This is a genomic window from Nonomuraea sp. NPDC005692 (genome assembly GCF_040631115.1).
Taxonomy (GTDB): Bacteria; Actinomycetota; Actinomycetes; order Streptosporangiales; family Streptosporangiaceae; genus Nonomuraea.
In genome coordinates, this window is record NZ_JBEXYU010000019.1 from 65,706 (window position 1) to 84,583 (window position 18,878).

18 protein-coding genes are annotated in these 18,878 nt (G+C 70.2%); 15 read left to right on the top strand and 3 right to left on the bottom strand.

Translation table 11 applies throughout. The annotated features are described in order from the left end of the window. Positions 1-71 precede the first annotated feature (71 nt). From ABZ459_RS32035 to ABZ459_RS32075, 9 genes are all read left to right on the top strand, one after another. The gene (locus tag ABZ459_RS32035; protein ID WP_357978325.1) at positions 72-710 is read left to right on the top strand and encodes a hypothetical protein; all 639 of its coding nucleotides are present in this window, start codon (positions 72-74) and stop codon (positions 708-710) included. Positions 711-934: 224 nt separating this feature from the next. Continuing rightward, positions 935-2,617 (top strand): substrate-binding domain-containing protein, encoded by a 1,683-nt coding sequence (locus ABZ459_RS32040; RefSeq protein WP_357978328.1) that lies wholly within the window; start codon positions 935-937, stop codon positions 2,615-2,617. Positions 2,618-2,756: 139 nt separating this feature from the next. Further along, positions 2,757-4,304 carry a sigma-70 family RNA polymerase sigma factor gene (locus tag ABZ459_RS32045; protein WP_357978331.1) on the top strand — a complete coding sequence of 516 codons (1,548 nt, stop codon included), beginning with the start codon at positions 2,757-2,759 and terminating at the stop codon, positions 4,302-4,304. 274 nt (positions 4,305-4,578) lie between these two features. Then, the gene (locus tag ABZ459_RS32050; RefSeq protein WP_352327059.1) at positions 4,579-4,947 is read left to right on the top strand and encodes a hypothetical protein; all 369 of its coding nucleotides are present in this window, start codon (positions 4,579-4,581) and stop codon (positions 4,945-4,947) included. Beyond that, entirely contained in the window at positions 4,944-6,074 is a 1,131-nt protein-coding gene (locus tag ABZ459_RS32055; RefSeq protein WP_357978335.1) for a GNAT family N-acetyltransferase, read from the top strand. The genes ABZ459_RS32050 and ABZ459_RS32055 overlap by 4 nt, the downstream gene beginning before the upstream one ends. Before the next feature lie 150 nt (positions 6,075-6,224). Next, positions 6,225-7,058, top strand: coding sequence for a glycosyltransferase family 2 protein (locus ABZ459_RS32060; protein ID WP_357978338.1), 834 nt, complete (start codon positions 6,225-6,227; stop codon positions 7,056-7,058). An 11-nt stretch (positions 7,059-7,069) separates the two neighbouring features. After that, entirely contained in the window at positions 7,070-8,011 is a 942-nt protein-coding gene (locus ABZ459_RS32065; protein WP_357978341.1) for a glycosyltransferase family 2 protein, read from the top strand. Next, positions 8,008-8,811 (top strand): polysaccharide deacetylase family protein, encoded by an 804-nt coding sequence (locus ABZ459_RS32070; protein ID WP_357978344.1) that lies wholly within the window; start codon positions 8,008-8,010, stop codon positions 8,809-8,811. Before ABZ459_RS32065 ends, ABZ459_RS32070 begins: the two co-directional genes overlap by 4 nt. Next, complete coding sequence (locus tag ABZ459_RS32075) at positions 8,804-10,120, top strand: hypothetical protein (protein WP_357978347.1); 1,317 nt, start codon at positions 8,804-8,806, stop codon at positions 10,118-10,120. Before ABZ459_RS32070 ends, ABZ459_RS32075 begins: the two co-directional genes overlap by 8 nt. A 148-nt stretch (positions 10,121-10,268) precedes the next feature. Here ABZ459_RS32075 and ABZ459_RS32080 read toward each other — a convergent pair whose 3' ends face one another. Next, positions 10,269-10,745, bottom strand: coding sequence for a hypothetical protein (locus tag ABZ459_RS32080; RefSeq protein WP_357978350.1), 477 nt, complete (start codon positions 10,743-10,745; stop codon positions 10,269-10,271). Positions 10,746-11,268: 523 nt separating this feature from the next. On the opposite strand from ABZ459_RS32080, the gene ABZ459_RS32085 reads away from it, so the two are divergent. The 5 genes from ABZ459_RS32085 (at position 11,269) to ABZ459_RS32105 (ending at position 16,383) form a co-directional block, all read left to right on the top strand. Next, positions 11,269-13,443 (top strand): hypothetical protein, encoded by a 2,175-nt coding sequence (locus tag ABZ459_RS32085; protein ID WP_357978353.1) that lies wholly within the window; start codon positions 11,269-11,271, stop codon positions 13,441-13,443. Positions 13,444-13,552: 109 nt separating this feature from the next. Beyond that, complete coding sequence (locus ABZ459_RS32090; RefSeq protein ID WP_357978356.1) at positions 13,553-14,719, top strand: DUF418 domain-containing protein; 1,167 nt, start codon at positions 13,553-13,555, stop codon at positions 14,717-14,719. 75 nt (positions 14,720-14,794) lie between these two features. Continuing rightward, on the top strand, positions 14,795-15,133 hold the full coding sequence (locus tag ABZ459_RS32095) for a winged helix-turn-helix domain-containing protein (protein WP_357978359.1): 339 nt from the start codon (positions 14,795-14,797) through the stop codon (positions 15,131-15,133). Beyond that, on the top strand, positions 15,133-15,399 hold the full coding sequence (locus ABZ459_RS32100; RefSeq protein ID WP_352351958.1) for a hypothetical protein: 267 nt from the start codon (positions 15,133-15,135) through the stop codon (positions 15,397-15,399). The genes ABZ459_RS32095 and ABZ459_RS32100 overlap by 1 nt, the downstream gene beginning before the upstream one ends. Positions 15,400-15,408: 9 nt before the next feature. Next, positions 15,409-16,383, top strand: a complete 975-nt coding sequence (locus tag ABZ459_RS32105) for an NAD(P)-dependent alcohol dehydrogenase (RefSeq protein ID WP_357978363.1) — start codon at positions 15,409-15,411, stop codon at positions 16,381-16,383. Here the strand turns inward: ABZ459_RS32105 and ABZ459_RS32110 are convergent. Beyond that, entirely contained in the window at positions 16,380-16,838 is a 459-nt protein-coding gene (locus tag ABZ459_RS32110) for a DUF2867 domain-containing protein (RefSeq protein ID WP_357978366.1), read from the bottom strand. The genes ABZ459_RS32105 and ABZ459_RS32110 overlap by 4 nt on opposite strands. A 52-nt stretch (positions 16,839-16,890) precedes the next feature. Here ABZ459_RS32110 and ABZ459_RS32115 point away from each other — a divergent pair, with 52 nt between their 5' ends. Beyond that, on the top strand, positions 16,891-17,466 hold the full coding sequence (locus ABZ459_RS32115; protein ID WP_357978369.1) for a TetR/AcrR family transcriptional regulator: 576 nt from the start codon (positions 16,891-16,893) through the stop codon (positions 17,464-17,466). Positions 17,467-17,614: 148 nt separating this feature from the next. On the opposite strand, the gene ABZ459_RS32120 is transcribed toward ABZ459_RS32115, so the two are convergent. After that, entirely contained in the window at positions 17,615-18,394 is a 780-nt protein-coding gene (locus ABZ459_RS32120) for a class I SAM-dependent methyltransferase (protein ID WP_357978372.1), read from the bottom strand. Between the last annotated feature and the right edge of the window lie 484 nt (positions 18,395-18,878).

Sequence of the window (18,878 nt, forward strand, 5' to 3'; positions counted from 1 at the left end):
AAGGTCACGTTGAGTCATGGGTACGTTACGTAACGCTGTCGACGGCCGGATAGCCGGGAGTTCGGGGGTTCATGGTGTCTGACCAGCGGATTCATGAGCATCCGGCCGCGACGGCCGACTGGCTGCGAGCCGCCCGCGCCGCGCGGGCGCTGTCGGTGGCCACGCTCGCCTGGCTGGCCGTGGAGAGCACGCTGGGCCTGGCCGCCGGGCTGTCCGCGCATTCCGTCGCGCTGATCGGGTGGGGGCTGTCGGCCTTCGCCGAGGCCGGAGCGAGTTTGATCGTGGTGTGGCGCTTCACCGGCGCCCGCACGCTCTCGCCGCACGCCGAGACCACCGCCAGGCGCGCGGTGGCGGTGAGCTTCTGGCTGCTCGCCCCCTACCTCGTCGTGCACGTCGCGCACGACCTCGACGCCGGCCACCGGGCCACGCCGACCGTGCTCGGCATCGCGGTCACGACGGTCAGCCTGGTCAGCATGCCCGCGCTGGGGCTGGTCAAGCGGCGGCTGGGGGCGCGGCTGGCGTCGGCGGCGACGTCCGGCGAGGGCACCCAGAACCTGATCTGCGCCGCCATGGCGGCCGGTGTGCTGGCCGGTCTGTGGCTGAACACGCTGGGCTGGTGGTGGGTGGATCCGGCCATGGCGGTGGCCCTCGCGGCGGTCGCGGTGCGTGAGGGAGCGCGCGCCTGGCGCGGTCACGCCTGCTGCCATTGACCGCCACTCTCCGTAATAGGCGCACCAAAAGAGCGGTTTTGCCACACAGAGCCCACCGAGTAGTGTTCCCGGAGTATTGCGGAGCAACTCCCGCTAGGGTCTCCGGAAGGTCTCAACACACCTAAGAGGACATCGTGGGGCGACACCGGACAGACGAGCTCGATGGCGGCTACCGAGCCCAGGAACCACCCTCCCGCAGGCGGTCGGTCAGCGGGCGTGGCAGGGTGCTCGTACCGCTGGCCGGGGCCGTCGCGCTGGCCGTGCTCCTCGGTGTCGCGGCGTTCGTGATCTTCAATCGGGAGCACGACTGCTCGGCCGGCAAGCTGCCGCTGCGCGTCGTGGCCACCCCCGACATCCACCCCGCGCTCAACAAGATCGCCACCAACTACACCAAGGCCCTGCACTCGATCGACAGCAAGTGCGTCGAGGTCACCGTGACCAGGGAGGCGGCGGCCAAGACCGCGAACGGGCTGGCCGCCGGCAAGTCCGGCGCGGACGTGTGGGTGGCCGACTCCAGCCTGCTGGTGGGCAACCTCCGCAACTCCCCCGCGGGCTCGGCGCTGCCCGAGCCCGCCGGCTCGGTCGCCCTGTCGCCCGTCGTGCTGGCGGCGGCCAAGTCCGCCGCGGCGAAGTTGTCCGGCAGCCTGACGCCGAGCTGGGCGGGCATGATCGCGGCGGCGAACGTGGCCAACCCCGACGGTCCCGGCAGGAAGGTCCGGGTGCTGGCGCTCGACCCGCAGAAGAACTCGGCCGGGCTGGCCGCGCTGCTGGCCGCCGCCACCTCGGCCAAGGAGGCCGGGCAGAACAAGGCGCTGGTCGGCGCGCTGAAGGAGATCTCCGGCCAGCTCGCCTCCGACCCGGCGGCGCTGCTGGCCAGCCTGACGGTGAGGTCGGGCAGCAAGGTGCCGGTCGGCGTCGCCTCCGAGCAGGCCGTCTACGCCCACAACGCCAAGAAGCCCGAGGCCCCGGTGGTCGCCCTCTATCCCAAGGAGGGCACGCTCAGCCTCGACTACCCGATCACGATCGTCACCAAGGACCCGGCGGTCCAGAAGGCGGCCGCGGACTTCAAGCAGGACCTCGGCACGGACGCGGCCAAGAAGATCCTGCGCGACGCGGGCTTCCGCAGCCCCGACGGCAAGGCCGGCGAGACGCTGACGAAGGAGAAGGGGTTCGTCCCCGCCAAGCCGGAGGCGCTGCCGAGGCCCGACGCCAAGAGCGTGGCCGCGATGGTGCAGACCTGGTCGCGGCTGAACCTCGGCACCCGGCTGCTCACCCTGCTCGACGTCTCCGGCACGATGGCGCTTCCCGTCCCCGGCACGAACATGACCCGCATGCAGGCCATCAACAAGATCGCCATGGAGGGCCTGGGGCTGTTCCCGGCCGACTCCGAGCTGGGTCTGTGGACGTTCTCCACGCACATGGACGGACAGGGCAAGGACTGGCAGGAACTCGTCTCCGTCGGCCCGCTCGCCGAGTCCACCAACGGCGTGCTCCGCAAGCAGGCCCTGGTCCGGCAGTTCGGGCAGATCCAGGCCAAGGCCACCGGCGACACCGGCCTGAACGACACCATCAAGGCCGCCTACGGCGAGCTGACGAAGACGTACCAGGAAGACAAGATCAACACGCTGCTGATCCTCACGGACGGCGCGGGCAACGACGACCCCGACGGCGGCGTCACGAACGCCCAGATCCTGCAGTACCTCAAGAAGACCTACAACCCGAAGCGGCCGATCAGCATCCTGCTCATCGCCTTCGGGCCGGAGGCCGAGGCGGGCAGGAAGCAGATGGACACGCTGGCCAAGACGACCGGCGGCGAGGCGTACATCGCCAAGGACGTGCTCCAGGTCCGCGACTTCTTCCTCCAGGGCATGGAACGCCGGCTCTGCGCCCCCGACTGCGACGGCTGAGCCACTCCCGTCACACGGATCACGAGGTCATGCCGGTTGGGCATGACCGCGGCCGCCCCGGTCAACCTGGCCGATCGAGGCGGCGTCCTCTCCCGCGTGGGGGCTTCAGCGCCCGTTCCACCCGCGGGGAGGGGAATCCGTGCCTGGATGGCCGACGGTCGGCCGCGCCGACGATCAGGAACTGGTCGCCGCTCTGCGGCGGGCCGACACCGACGCTCCCGCCGCCCTGTACGACTCCTACGGCGAACGGCTCTACGACTACGCCCTCTCGCTGATCGGCGACCGGGACTCGGCCGCCGACGCCGTGCACGACGCCCTGGTGACCGCTCAGGGCTGCGTGGACCGGCTGAAGGAGGCCGGCCGCCTGCGCGCCTGGGTGTACGCACTGACCAGGTTCCAGGTCCGGGCCAGGATGGCGCACCGCGGCACGCCCGCCGGGGGCCTGCCGCAGGCGCCGCCGTCCACGCCGTCCGGGGAGCCGGACTCCGAGCTGGCCGGGCTGGTCCGCGAGACGCTGGGCGAGCTGAGCGGGAACGAGCGCGAGATCGTCCTGCTGTCGCTGCGTCACGGCCTGACGCCGGTCGAGGTCGCCTCGGTGCTGGGGCTGACCTCCCGTCAGGCCGCCACCCGGCTGGGCCGGGCCCGCGACCAGCTGGAGAACGCCGCCGCGGCGGTCGTCCTGGCGAAGACGGGCCGCGCGCACTGCCCGGACCTGTCGGCGATGGTGGACTCGTGGGAGGGGCCGCTCACGCCGTTGTTGCGGCGGCGGCTGTCGGGCCACATCGCCGGGTGCGAGGTGTGCACCGAGGGCAAGCACCGGCAGGTCCCGGCGTCGCGGCTGCTCGACCTGGTGCCGGTCGAGTTCCCGCCGCTCTCGCTGCGCCGCCGCGTGGTGGACACCTGCGTCGATCCCGGGCGCGACCAGACCAGGACGCTGATCACCGACCGCGGCGACAACTTCGACCGGACCGGCTTCCCGGTGGCCGCCGAACGACGCTCGCGCCGCCGCCGTCCGCGCCGCCTCGGGCCGGTGGTGCTGGCCGGCGCGTGCGTGCTGGCCGCGACCGGGGCGGTGGTCGTGCTGAACGGCGGCGACGCCGCACAGACCGCGCTCACCCTGACGCCCACGCCCACCCTCTCCTCCCCCGAGCTCACACCGGAGCCGGCGCCGGAGGAGGACGTGACGCCCGAGCCCACGCCGAGCGCCGATGCGCCGGAGACGTCCCCTTCCGCCACGCCGACGGTCCGGCGGCCCGCCCGGCGGCCCAGCGGCGGGCCGGCCGCGCCCACGGTGAGCCGCCGCAGGCCCGTGCCGGTCGCCCGGCTCGGCACGACGTGCCCCGCCTCGATCGCGGGCGCCGCCAAGATCGGGCTGCGCGCCCGCAACGCCGCGGTCTCCTGGGTGGCGACCGCGTCACAGGGCCTGGACGTGTTCCCCGCCAGCGGCTCGGTCAAAGCGGGCGGCTCGGTGTCGATCTGGGTGACCGTCGTGGACCCGAGCGCCGGCGGCCGCGGCCGCGTCTCGTTCACCTCGAACGGCGGCGCCGCCACTTGCCCGCTGGCCTGGAACGCCGACCGCGCCCCGGAGACCGATCCCCCCTCCGATCCGCCCACCCCCACCGCCGAGCCGTCCGAGACGCCCAGCGAGGCGCAGACGTCGAATGTGGACGCGGCACCCCAAGGGTGACGAACAGCTCCCCAGGGAGAGCGGACATAACGGGATAAACAGGACCCTGGCTCGAACATCATAGGCCACATAGGGCATTCTGGTTAGCTTGGGGAACACGCCCGGAAACCCGGAGTCACCATGTCGTGTGGCGGAAGTCACACGAGAAACTTCGCCATGCCGGTGAACCTCAACGGCTCACCAAGCGTCGGCATTGACGTGCCCGGACCCGGATTGGTCCCATGAAATTCGATCAACCATGTCTTGACCAGAAAGAGCAGGAGAGAAACAGGAGATGCTCAAGCACCGCAGAGCGCTGGCATGGCTGCTGGCGCTCGCCTGCATAGCGGGGGCCGTGGTCGCGCTGTTCGACCTCGACACCCCGCTGCGCCCGTTCTTGATCTCCCTGTTCCTCATGGTGGTGCCGGGGGCGGCAGTGGTGGGACTGTTGCGCGATCGTGACCCCCTTGCCGCACTATCAGTAGGAGCCGCGGCCAGCCTCGTCCTGAACGTGCTCCTCGCCGAAGCCATGCTGCTGTTCAACGCATGGTCGCCCAGAGCCGGCGTGGCGACGGTCGCCGTGCTCGGAGGGTTCATGTACGTGCTTCGCGTGTTGTACCGGGGGAAGAACATGCAGACCGAACAGGGGGCCAGGGCAAGGTGAACATCCAGGTAGTGCGCCCGAGAGACCTCGGAGACTCCGAACGCGCCCGATGGCGCGAGCTCCAGAAGGCCGATCCGAGTCTGGACAACCCGTTCCTCTCCGTCGAGTTCGCCGTGGCGATGGACCGCTTGCGTGACTACGTGAGGGTGGCGGTCATCTCCGACGGCAACCGCATCGCCGGGTTCTTCCCGTACGAGCGGCACAGCTTCGGCATCGGCAAGCCGCTCGGCGGCTTCCTGACCACCTGCCACGGCCTGATCGCGGTCCCCGACCTGCAGCTCGACGCCAAACAGCTGCTGCGCGCCTGCAAGCTCAGCGTGTTCGACTTCGATCACCTGGTCGCCGGCCAGCCGACGTTCGCCCCGTACGAGGCCGACGTGCGCCCGGCCCCCGTGATGGATTTCACCTCCGGCTTCGACTCCTGGCTGGAGCAGGTCAAGAGCAACTCCCCCAAGAACCTCAAGACCGTCCGCTACAAGGAGCGCAAGTTCGGCCGGGAGCAGGGCGGGCTGCGTTTCGAGTGGAACGCCACCGACCCCGAGGTCCTGCGCACGCTCCTGGCCTGGAAGTCCGACCAGTACCGGCGAACCGGCCGGGTCGACCGGTTCGCCCAGCCCTGGATCGTCGAACTCATCGACATGATGCATGCCGAGAAGTCATCGGACTTCTCCGGCATCCTCACCATGCTTTATGCCGGGGACGTGCCTGTTGCCGGGCATTTCGGTCTCCGTACGGCCACGACGCTTGTAGGGTGGTTCCCCGCCTACGACACCGAGTACGCCCGCTACTCGCCCGGCATCGTCCATCACCTGCAGATGGCCGAGGCCGCCGCGAACGACGGGATGCACATGGTTGACATGGGCAAGGGCGGCAAGGAGTACAAAGACTGGCTCAAGAGCGGGGTCCTGTACGTCGCCGAGGGCCGCATCTCACGACCGTCCGCGACCGCGGCCGTCCACTGGATGGGCCGAACTCCTTTCAACAAAGCTCGAACAATCGTCTTGGATCGACCGTCTCTTTATAAGGCGGCCGACCGCGTCCTCAAGGGCTTTGGTCGGGTGCGCACCTCGATGCAGCAGCAGCAGGAGTCACCCAATGTAGTCAAAGAACCAACGGGAGCCGGCTGAACGCTCCCGGCACCACCCCCCGGCACCAGCACACACCCTCACTCCACAGGACCCAACAATGAACCGTTCGTCGGCTCCGCCATTCCCGCAGCACCCGGGGATGGCTCCGTGCAGTGAGCGGGGCCGGGTCCCGGAAGGATATCCCTCGTCATGAGTCCCGAGATCACCAAGCACAACGGCAAGGTCCAGAAGTCGCCCTTGCGTTCCATGCCGCCCCCTTCCAGCTTCACGCCCGTCACCCCTCACCTGGCCATTTCCCCTACGGTGAGCGTGGTCGTCCCGGCGATGAACGAGGCCGAGAACCTGCCGCACGTCTTCGCGACGATCCCCCAGTGGGTCGACGAGATCGTGCTCGTCGACGGCAACTCCGTCGACGACACCGTCGAGGTCGCCAAGCGCCTGCGGCCCAACGTGAAGATCGTCACGCAGACCGGCAAGGGCAAGGGCGACGCCCTGTCCGCCGGCTTCGCCGCGTGCACCAGCGACATCATCGTCATGATCGACGCCGACGGCTCGACGGACGGCCGCGAGATCATCTCGTTCGTGGGCGCCCTCGTGACCGGGGCCGACTTCGTCAAGGGCTCGCGCTACGCCGCCGGCGGCGGCAGCGACGACCTGACGCTCAACCGGCGCCTGGGCAACAAGGTCCTCACCGGCATCGTCAACGTGATGTACAAGACCAGCTACACCGACCTGTGCTACGGCTACAACGCGTTCTGGGCGCGTCACCTCGACGTGCTCGACCTCGACTGCGACGGCTTCGAGGTCGAGACCCTGATGAACGTGCGGGCGGCCAAGGCCGGGCTGAAGGTGCACGAGGTGCCCAGCCACGAGCGCAACCGCATTCACGGCGAGAGCAACCTGCGTGCCGTACGAGATGGCTTCCGTGTGCTCAAGACGATCCTGAAGGAGTGGCGCCGCCAGCCCTCCGCCCCTCAGCCTGAGCCCACCGCCACTCCCGCCGCTGACCGAGGCGTCGCGTAAGAGGAACCGTTGTGAACACGTCTGTTGTCATCTGCGTCTACACAGAAGAGCGCTGGGAGGACATCAGGCAGGCAGTCGAGTCGGTCGAGAACCAGAGCCGCCCGGCACACGAGCTGATCCTGGTGGTCGACCACAATCCGGACCTGCACCTGAAGCTCAAGCGCGCCTATCCACAGGCCATCGTGGTGGAGAACACGCACGAGCAGGGGCTGTCCGGCGGCAAGAACACCGGCGTGGCCACGGCCACCGGTGAGATCGTCGCGTTTCTCGACGACGACGCGGTCGCCGACGCGGGGTGGCTGGAGGCTTTGGAGGAGGGCTTCCAGGAATCCGGTGTGGTGGGCGTGGGCGGGCGTACCGACCCCTTGTGGGCGTCGAAGCGCCGGCCCGGCTGGTTCCCGTACGAGTTCGACTGGACGGTCGGGTGCACGTACCGCGGCATGCCCGCGGTGCGCGCGCCGATCCGCAACGTCATGGGCGGCAACGCCGCCTTCCTGCGCGAGGTCGTCGCCGAGGTCGGCGGCTTCCACAGCGGCATCGGCCGCAGCGTGCAGGGCCGCAAGTCGCGCCCGCTGGGCTGCGAGGAGACCGAGTTCTGCATCAGGCTGAGCCAGCGCAAGCCGGGCTCGGTCATGCTGTTCGAGCCCCGCGCGGTCATCGGGCACAAGGTGTCCAGGCAGCGCGAGGGCTTCGCCTACTTCAGGTCCAGGTGCTACGCCGAGGGCCTGTCGAAGGCCCTGGTCACGCGGGAGGTCGGCACCCAGGACGGCCTGGCCAGCGAGCGCGCCCACGCGATGAAGACGCTGCCGCTCGGCGCGCTGCGCGGCGTGGGCGACGCGCTGCGCGGTGATCTGTCCGGACTCGGCAGGGCCGCCGCGATCGTCGTCGGCCTGGCCTGGACGACCTGGGGTTACGTGGTCGGCACGGCACGGCTGAAGGTGGCACGCTCATGATCCGCATTCCGATCCTGATGTACCACTCGGTCAGCGACAGCCCCAACGACGACACGCGTCCGCACGCCGTGCGGCCGTCCGACCTGGCCGAGCAGCTCGCCTACCTGTCGGAGAGCGGGTTCACCCCGCTCACGCTGGGCGACCTGGTGGCCGCGCTGAACAAGATCGACGGCCGTACGGTGCCGGCGAAGCCGATCGTCCTGACCTTCGACGACGGCTACGCCGATTTCCACAGCCAGGCGCTGCCGCTGCTCGACCGCTACAACTTCCCGGCCACGGTCTTCCTGACCAGCGGCTGGGTGTCCGACGCCGGCAAGGACGCCGCGGGCCGTCCGCTCGACGACATGCTGTCGTGGGGGCAGGCCCGCGAGGCCGCCCAGAACGGCATCGAGATCGGCGGCCACAGCCACAGCCACCCGCAGCTCGACCAGCTCCGCACCGACGATCTGCGGCAGGAGCTGCGCAGGAACAAGGGCCTGCTGGAGGAGAAGATCGGCGCGCCGGTCGCCACCATGGCCTACCCCTATGGCTACTCCAGCGCCCGGGTCCGCCACGAGGTGCGCAAGGCCGGCTACTTCGCCGCCTGCGCCGTGAGCAACACCATCGCGGCCGACCGCCACGACATGCTCGCCATCCCCCGCCTGACGGTCGGCAAGCCGACGACCATCAGCATGTTCAAGCGCGCCGTCGAAGGCAACGCCGTACCTCTCATCTACCTGCGCGAACGCATCCTCACCAAGGGGTACGCGGTCGTCCGGCGGACGAGGTACGGGCTGCAGCGGGTGCGCGGAAATGTCTAGCCTGCGGGAAAAGATCCTCCGCGACCTCAGCAATCCGCTCTTCCGCCAGGGTTACGCCCTGATGGCCAACACGGTCGTCACGGGCACCCTCGGCATGGGCTACTGGCTGCTCGCGGCGCACTTCTACACCCCCGAGGAGTTCGGGCGCGGCCAGGCGGTGATCACCGCGATGCGGCTGTTCGCGTCGCTGACCGCGCTCGGCTTCGTGGGCGCGCTGGCCCGCTTCCTGCCGGTGGCCGGGCGGCGCACGCCCGAGCTGATCCTGCGCGGCTACGGCCTGGCCGCCGCCACGGGCGGGGTCGCGGCGCTCGGCTTCCTGCTGACGCTGCCGCTGTGGGGGAAGACGTACTCGGTGCTGGCCGGGTTCGGGCCGGGGCTGTTCTTCCTGGCCTCGGTGCTGGTGTGGGCCGTCTTCACGCTCCAGGACGTCGTGCTGACCGGGTTGCGCAAGGCCACCTGGGTGCCGGTCAACAACCTGGTGTTCGGCCTGGTCAAGATGGGCCTGCTGGTCGCGCTGGCCGGCGCGCTGCCCGACGGCGGGATCTTCGTCTCGTGGATGATCCCCACCGCGCTCGCGCTGATCCCGGTCAACTGGCTGATCTTCGGCGTCGTCGTGCCCCGGCACGTCAAGAGCCTCGGCACCGCCCACGAGCCGCCCCGCCTGCGGCAGATCGGCCGGTTCCTGGCCGGCGACTTCCCCGGCACCCTGTCGATCCTGGCGATCGTCTACCTGGTGCCCGTGGTGGTGGCGACCAAGGTGGGCGAGGCCACGTTCGGGCGCTTCTCGATGGCCCACACCCTGGCCAGCATGATTGAGCTGCTGGCCATGAACATGGCGGTGTCGCTGACGGTCGAGGGTTCGTTCGACCGTTCCAAACTGGCCCTGAACTGCCGGCGGGCGCTGCGGCGCGGCTTCATGATCGTGACTCCGATCATCGTGGTGGCGATCATCGGGGCGCCGCTGATCCTGACCGTCTTCGGCGCCGAGTTCGCCGACGAGGGGTCCACGCTGCTGCGGCTGATGGCGCTGGCCGTGCTGCCGCGGGTGCTGATCGAGGTGTACCTGAGCGCGTTGCGGGCACAGAGCCACGCGCGCACGCTGGCGCTCGTGCAGATCGGGCTGGCGGTGCTGGTGCTGGTGTCCACGATGGCCCTTTTCCCGCGCTTCGGGGTGAACGCGGTGGGTTACGGGCTGCTCCTCAGCGAGCTGCTGGTGGCACTTCTGATCTTCGGAAATCTACGCAAAATACTCAATTTTGGTGAAACTGGGCAGCCGACTGTCACTCAGGGGTCGTCCGGGGCCGCATGATGGTCAACGTGAGGCAACGGGACGGCGATGGCATGACTAAGGGGAAGACCGGCTCCTCCGACGTTCGCAAGGACGCCGGGGAGGGGACAGAGACGCCCTTCGATCCGGAGGCCACGGGGGTGATCCCGCGGCTGACGTTCGACGACGGTCAAGGGGGCGCTCCGGCGTCCCCACCGGAGTCGGACGAGGAGGCGCCGGAGGCGTCCGACTCCTCGGCGAAGGTGAACGCCGAGACGACGACGGCCTTCCGCGTCCCCGGAGCCGTGCACATCGGCCACCCGCCCACGGCTGACGAGCCCGCTGCCGAGCCCGCTGCGGGGCCTTCGCAGGCGTTCGCGGAGCGCGAGACGGAGGGGCAGCCCGAGTCCGCGGGGCCCAACGCGTTCACCGCCAGGGCACCCCACGCCCCGGCCCCGGCGGCCGGCCCGTCCGGCCCCGAGGGGGCGTCCACGGACGGCGCGGCTTCGAGCGGCGCGGCTTCGAGCGGCGCGGCTTCGAGCGGCGCGGCTTCGAGCGGCGCGGCTTCGAGCGGCGCGGCTGCGGACTCCAAGGGCTCGTCGGCTGCCGGGACCATGCCGATGCCTGCGGCGGGGTCTTCCCAGGCTTCCGCCTCCGGGGCTGCCAAGGGCGGCTCCCCCACGACTGCTGACAGCGGCGACACCTCCTCGAAGAGCCCCTCTGCACCCACAAAGTCGAAGGGCTCCGGATCGGCTGGGTCACCTGCGACGGGGGCTGCTCGTTCCGGGGCGTCCGACGCGAAGGGCACTTCGCCGAACGGCGGGGCGGGCGCCGGTCGTCCCGGTGTCGCCGACGCGGGCGCGTCCGGCGCGGACGCCGCCCGTACTACCGGCGCCGGTGCGTCTGGTGTGTCCGGTTCCCAGGGCGGCGGGCCCGAGGGGGCTGGTGCCGCGGGTTCCAAGGCGGGCCGTGCTGGTGGGGCTGCCGTCGAGGGCGATGGTGAGAGTGACGGCAGGACCGTAGCCTTCCGGGCGCCTGCTTCCCGGACGGCCAGTGGCGGTACGGCCGGTGCCGGTGCCGCTGGGGGTGTTGTGGCGTCGGGGGTCGGGGCTCCGGTTGTCGAGCGGGCTCCGGCGGCTTCCGGTGACGGGCAGGTCGTGGGCGGCCCGCGGGGGGGCGAAGGCGCGCCCGTGGCCGCGGGGCAGAAGGGCCGGGTCGCCGGCGGGCGGGTCGGGGCGCTGATCGCCAGCGCGCCCACGTGGTTGCCCGTCGTCCTCGTGCTCGAGGGCCTGCTCATGTACATCCTCGCCCTGCGCGTGCCCCCGGGCCCGCTGCGGGGTGTGGACCCGGCGAACATCAACGGCCTGGGCCTGATCTCGGCGCTGCCTGCGACGGCGTTCATCGCCATCCTGATCATGATCGTGTCGTTCTTCGTCACGGTCGCCCAGAGCACCGACCGCAAGTTCCTGCTGCTGTTCCAGATCGCCGCCATCACGTTCGCCCTGCACGGCGCGGGCGCGCTGGTGGCCAGCGAGCCGCGCTTCCCCACGGCGTACATCCATGCCGGTTTCGTGGAGTTCATCTCCAGGACGGGCGAGACGGCGATCAGCATCGACGCCCGCATGGGCTGGCCGGGCTTCTTCGCGTTGTTCGCGTTCGTCACCAAGGCCGCCGGCATCACCGACATGACGACGATCCTGCAGTGGACGCCGCTCCTGTCGAACCTGCTCTACCTGCTCCCGTTCGTCCTGATCCTGCGCCAGGTGGTGGCGACGACGCGGGCCCGCTGGTTCGCGGCGCTGCTGTTCATCCTCGTGCAGTGGATCGGGCAGGACTACTTCTCGCCGCAGGGGTTCACCTTCGCCCTGTATCTGGCGTTCGTGGCGATCCTGTTGCGCTGGTTCGGACGGGTGGAGCCGCGAACCAAGCCGGTCCCGCCCAAGGGGCTGCGCAAGCTGCTGGGCAAGCTGGACGCGATGACGCCCGGCGAGATCGTGAACACCGGCACCTACCGGGCCGACAAGCTGCTGATGCTGCTGATGTTGCTGGCGCTGTTCTTCGCGTCGGTGGCCTCGCACCAGATCACGCCGTTCATGATGCTCGGCGTGGTGACCGCGTTCCTGATCTTCAAGCGGACCTCGCTGACGTGGGCGCTGCCGTTCTTCCTCGGTCTCGTGACGCTGGCGTGGATCAGCTACATGACGGTCGGGTTCTGGGCGGGCCAGATCGACGCGATCTTCGGCGGCCTGGGCAAGATCCTGCAGAACATCGGCAGCGCCACCTCCGACCGCGTCGAGGGCAGCGACCCGGCGCACGCGCTGGTGTTGCAGGCGCGGCTCGGCATCCTCGGGGTCATCCTCTCGCTGGCGGCGGCCGGGCTGTTCCGGCGGCTGCGCCGCGGGGTGTTCGACCGCTCCGCCCTGATCCTGCTGTGCGTGCCGGTGCTCGCGCTGGGGCTGCAGAGCTACGGCGGCGAGATCGGGCTGCGCATCTACATGTTCGCGCTGCCGGGCTCCTGCCTGCTGGCCGCCTACGCGTTCTTCCCGAACCTGCCGGCCGACAGCGCGGACGTGCGCGAGGAGACCGTGCCGCTGCGCAGGCGTAACGTGCGCTTCAACCCCGAGCTGACCAGGAAGATCTCGGTCGTGCTCGCGGCCTGCTTCGCGGTGCTGTTCGCCTTCGCGTTCCTGCTGGCCCGGTACGGCAACGAGAAGTTCGAACGGGTCACCACCGGCGAGGTCGCCGCCCTGCACTACGTCTACGACCACGACAAGCCGAGCGCCAAGGTGCTCTACCTGGTGCCCAAGGAGGGCCCGGAGGTCACGCCGACCCTGCCGTGGGGTGAGCGGGACGTCGAGCTGGTCAACTTCGGCGTGCAGGCGCTGGTGCACAAGGACCCGACGCAGATCGCCGACGCGGTGGCCAAGCTGAAGGAGCAGCCGCGGAACTCGTACCTGATGGTGAGCCGCGGGCAGGTCAGCTACCTGCAGCTCAACGAGGGCTTCCCGGAGGACTGGGGACAGCGGTTCCGGGCCGCGCTGGACGCCTCGCCCGACCTGAAGAAGGTCTTCTCCAACGACGACGCCGCGCTCTACACCTGGAAGAAGTTCGTGAAGGGCACGGAGATCCCCGATCCCAACCCCTACAAGGGACGTGGCGACCCCACCTCGCCGTGGACGCCCGTCGGCATCGGGGCGCTGGTCGTGACGTGGGTGGCGCTGTTCGGCTACGAGGTCATCGGGCTGAACGGGCCGAACCGGGCACGACGGGCGCGCAGAGGGCTGATGTTCCTGGCCATCCCGGCGTTTTTGATCTCTATAGCAGTGATCGTGGAGAGATTTATCCACATCGCACTAAATAACTGAATTCACAGGAAACGCTAAGGTTTTGCGGGATGATGTAGGCCTGATGAGGACACAGGAGACACTTCCCGCCATGCCCGATGCACGACTCGCGGCTGCGAGGATCACTTCTGTGGACGCCCTGCGCGGCTTCTCGCTGCTGGGCATCCTCGTCGTCAACATCGCCTTCCTGGCCTCCGGTTACCGGATGGCCGGGATGGCGGAGCCCGGCTTCGACTCCTCGCTCGACTGGGTCGTGCGCTGGACCGTGACGCTGTTCATGGAGAACAAGTTCTACCTGCTGTTCTCCTTCCTGTTCGGGTACAGCTTCACGCTCCAGCTCGACTCGGCCGTCCGGCAGGGGCGGGCGTTCGTGCCGATGTTCCTGCGCCGCCTGGGCGGGCTGCTGCTGATCGGCCTGGCCCACGCGGTGCTGCTGTTCCCCGGCGACATCCTCACCACGTACGCGTTCGTCGGGATCGCGCTGCTGGTGCTGCGCAGGATCGGCCCCAAGACCGCGATCGTGCTGGCCGGGCTGCTGACCCTGATGCTCGCGTTCGGCTTCCTGATGCTGGCCCTGCTGGCGATGGTCGGCCTGGACGCGTCCGGCACGGTCGCCGAGGGCACCGCGGAGGCCGCCAGGTCCGACACCGCCCTCGGCGGGGTGTTCTGGCAGATCATCTCCGAGCACATGCGCAAGCTGTCGCTGATCGTCCTGCTGCGAGTGCTGTTCCAGGGGCCGGCGGTGCTGGCCGCGTGCCTGATCGGGCTGGCGGTCGGCAAGCTGGGCGTGCTGCGCGACCTGTCGGCGCACAAGGTGGCGCTGCGCCGGTTGCAGTGGACCGGGTTCACGGTCGGGCTGGCCGGCGCCTTCGTCTACACGCAGTCAGCCTGGAACGGCACGGTGAACAAGTTCCTGGGCGAGGCCATCGACCTGGTGACCGCGCCGCTGCTGGCCGCCGCGTACGCGGCCACGTTCCTGCGGGTGCTGCCGTACCTGCCGCGGATGGGCCGGGCCCTGGCCGCTCCCGGGCGGATGGCCCTGTCGAACTATCTGGGCCAGTCGCTGATCTGTTCGCTGATCTTCACCGGTTACGGCCTGGCCCTGGTGGACCGGGTCAGCCCCGCCGTCGAGGTGCTGATCGCGCTGGCCATCTTCGCCGTCCAGGTGCTCTACAGCCACTGGTGGCTCAAGGACCACCGGTACGGGCCGGTGGAGTGGGTGCTGCGCTTCCTGACGTACTGGCGCAGGCCCACGGGCGAGCGGCACAAGACCCGCGACTCCGCGCGAGCCGTCTGAAATCGTCTGTCCAAAGACCCCTTGGGCGATGTACGCTCCTACGTGTAAGGAAAACCTTTCACGTGACGGGAAACCATGACCGATGCCGGGCCGACCGGTGACGAGCTGGTCGAGATGCTGGCGGCGCTGGGCAACCCCCTGCGGGTGCGCATCGTCGCGACCCTGGCCGCCGGCCGCGACTATGTGAGCCACCTGGCCCGCGAGATCGGCGTCAGCCGTCCGCTCCTCCACATGCACCTGCGGCGGCTGGAGGCGGCCGGCCTGATCGTCGGCACGCTGGAGCTCTCCGAGGACGGCAAGGCCATGAAGTACTACGAGGTCACCGACTTCGATGTCCACCTCACCGCAGCGGCGCTGGCCGAGGCGGCCAAGACCCTCACCGCGCCCGACCCGGAGCCCAAGGAGCACCCCTGATGCCCACCGCCTGGCCCGAGGTGATCTTCATCCTCGGCGTGCTGCTCGTGACCGGCTTCCTGATCTGCCTGGTCATCGTCGGCCTCTTCGACTTCCGCAAGGCGAAGCTGGAAGCCCTGCAGAAGGACGACCTGCGCCGGCTCGTGCAGAGGTTCGAGCAGCTCGCCGAGAACACCCTTGACGCCCAGCAGCGCTCGGCCGCCGACCTGGCCGAGCTGCGCGCCCGTACGGCGTCGATCGAGCAGATCCTCAGAACCGTCGAATAGGAGCGTGCCATGAAGGCCATCCGTTACGCCGCCTACGGGCCGCCCGAGGCCGTCATCGAACTGCGTGAGGTCGATCCGCCGCCGGTCGGCGACGACGACGTGCTGGTCCGGGTGCGGGCCGCGTCCGTCAACCCGGGTGACTGGCACTTCGTGCGCGGTCTGCCGTACGTGATGCGGGCCGTCTGCGGGCTGCGCCGGCCCAGGTTCGACGGGCTCGGCATGGACCTGGCCGGACAGGTCGAGGCGACGGGCCGCAACGTCACCCGGCTGAAGCCCGGCGACGAGGTGTTCGGCCAGTTCCGGGGCGCCTTCGCCGAGTACGTCGCCGTCCCCCAGGACAAGGTGCTGCTGGAGAAGCCGTCCGGTTCGACGTACGAGCAGGCGGCGGCCGTGCCGCTGGCGGCGCTGACCGCCTACGAGGCCCTGGCCACCAGAGGCGAGGTCAAACCGGGGCAGAAGGTCCTGGTCATCGGCGCGGCGGGCGGGGTGGGGACGTTCGCCGTGCAGATCGCCAAGGCGCTGGGCGCCGAGGTGACCGGCGTGTGCAGCGGCGGCAAGGCTGACCTGGTCGCGTCCTTGGGGGCCGACGAGGTCATCGACTACACCAGACAGGACTTCACTCACCACGCCGGCCGGTACGACGTCATCCTCGACAATGTCGGCGACCGGCGTCTCGCGGACTACCGGCGCGCCCTGACCCCCGTCGGCACCTACGTCCCCAACTCGGGCTCCAACGGCGGGTCGCTCCTCGGGCCGACCGGTCGCATCCTGCGCGTCGTCGCGACGAAGCCGTTCGTCCGTCAGCGCCTGGTCAACTTCGTCACGGCCGGGAACCGGGACGCGCTGGCCGCCGTACGCGGGCTCATCGAGGCGGGCGAGGTCGTCCCGGTCGTCAGCCGGACGTACCGGCTGGACCAGGTGCCCGAGGCCATCGCCCACGTCGAGGAGGGCCACGCCACGGGCAAGGTCGTCGTCACCCTCTAGTGCGCTGCCAGGCGGCGCTGGGCGGAGCGGAGCATGGCCCGGACGACGATCGGGTGCACGAGGCGTACCGGCCAGAAGTAGAGCCGGCCGCGCCGGCCCTTCAGCCGGACGGTGGTCGTGACCCGCACGAGCCGGGCCTCGCGATCGACCCCCACCCCGCAGCGGAAGTCCAGGTGCCGGTCGTCGGCCACGATCAGCGCCTCCTCCCCCTCGACCCGGGCGACCCGGAAGACGTCGCGCGGCGCGCGCGGGATGCCGACCAGCGGCACGACCGCCTGGCGCAGCCACAGGGCCGCGGTGATCCAGCGGGGCATCGACCTGATCGAGAAGACGGCCTTCGCCCAGGCCCGCGGGTCGTCGGTCGCGCGCGGCGGCAGCACGCCGACGATCACGTCGGCGTAGTCGGGCGCGGGCATGTCGTCCAGGGCGGACGACCAGTAGACGGGTGTTCTCATGACGCCTCCATACGGTGCCGCATGGAGAGGACTATACGGTACCGTATGGCGAATGGCGCAAGGGGGCCGGATCACGGCGGAACAGTGGGTGGACGCGGCGTACGCGCGGTTCACCAAGATCGGGCTGGACTCGGTGCGGGTCGAGGCCGTCGCCCGCGACCTCGGCACCACCAAGGGCTCCTTCTACTGGCACCACGCCGACCGCGGCGCGCTCGTCCGCGCGGTCATGGAGCGCTGGGAGGCCGAGGAGACCGAGCACATCATCGCGGCCGCCTCCGCCGAGACCGAGCCGCGCGCCCGGCTGCGCGCCCTGTTCGGCACGGTCGCGGCCCGCGCGGGGCGGCGCGGCGGCGAGAGCCGCCTCTACCTCGACGCCGAACGCGAGGGCGTCGCCGACATCGTCACCCGGGTCACCCGCCGCCGCGTCGACTTCGTCGCCGGGCTTCTGGTGGGGCTGGGCTTCGACGAGGAGGAGGCGGAACGGCGCGCGCTGCTCGCGCTGGCGGTGGTGCTCGGCCTCCAGCAGCTCGAACGCGGCACACGGCCGCACATCCCGCTCGACCACACACTCCTCACGGAGACCGCCTTCACGATGGCCGTCACGCCGCCGCGCGCCCAGGGGGAATGAGAGGCGATCGCGGAGGTCCGTCGGGGCGGCGCCGGGACCTTCGGGGGATGTCGGGCCGCCGCTGAGCCGTTCACACGTGCGGCCCCCTCACACGTGCGGCCCCCTCAGACGTGCGACCCCTCAGGCCAGCCCGTTCGGGCGGTGGTTGTCAGGCGTCTGGGCCGTTGCGCTGGAGTTCCAGGAAGTCCTGGTCGCAGCTCAGGCGGTAGCCGTCCGGGGTGCGGAAGTGCTCCTGGAGGTAGGCGGCCACCTCATCCATGGCGGGCGGCTGCGACAGCGGGACGACGTTCAGCATGAACTGCGCGACGGCCAGGGCGGTTTCCAGGTCGGGCATGGTGACGGAGGCCGGGTCGGTGCTGATGCCGATCTCCCACTCGGTGCCGGCGGTGGCGGCGAAGGCGCGTCCGAGGGCGTCCAGGTCGTAGCGGTGGCCGGTGAAGCGGCGCAGCAGGCGCATGCAGTCGCTGTCCGGGTTCTGCATGACGACCACGACGAAGCCGCCCTCGGCCGTCCAGGAGGCCAGCCTCTGGAGCTGGCGCAGCCACGACTGCTGCGGCAGGTAGTACAGGACGTGCGCGCACAACACCAGGTCGGCCGTCTCCTCCGGATCGGCGGTGGCGATGTCCTGGCTGAGGAGCGTGGCCTCGGGACACCGGCGGGCCAGCTCCGCCCGCAGGTGCTCGTTCGGCTCGATGGCGATCGTCCGGTCGAACCTGGGGGCCAGCCACGCGGTGGTCTCGCCCGTTCCCGCGCCGGCGTCGATGAACGTACGGCGGTGGGGCAGCCGTCCCACGATCCGGGCCAGTTCTTCGCGGGCCCGGATCTTCTGGTCGGTGTGGGCCAGGAAGGTGGCGAAGGCGGCGTCGTAGGCCGCGCTCATCGGGTCGAGGATGTGCACGATGGGCGGCTCGGCGTTGCTGTCGGTCATCACGGTCCCCGGCATCACAAGTCGGTCACTTTCAGCTTATGGAGCACCACTCTACGTTCACGGGTGTCCGGATCGGTGAAGCGGTGGACCGTGCCGGGCGGCTGGCCCTGGACGGGCTCCAGGGGCGAGACGCCGGGCTCAGGTGTCGAGATGCCTGGGCGCGGGCTCTGGCGTCGAGCGGGGCCGGGGGTGAGGCGAGGCGGGTTTGGGGGCAGGCCGGTGGGAGTGGTGAGGGGATGCCGCGGGACCTCCCATGGGGGTTCGACGGGGGGTGACGGTGCTGCGGTGGCAGCAGGTCGGCCGGCGAACCCAGCAGTCGAGGCGCGGGCTGAACGCAGCACTTCGCCGGTAACCGAGCAACGGCACGCCAACCAGGGGTGCCGAAGCCGCCCTTCCAGGTGCCGAAGCCGCCCTTCCAGGGGTGCCGAAGCCGCCGAGAGCGGCAACCCTGAGCGCCGAAGGCGCCTCTCCAAGGTGGGCTCCA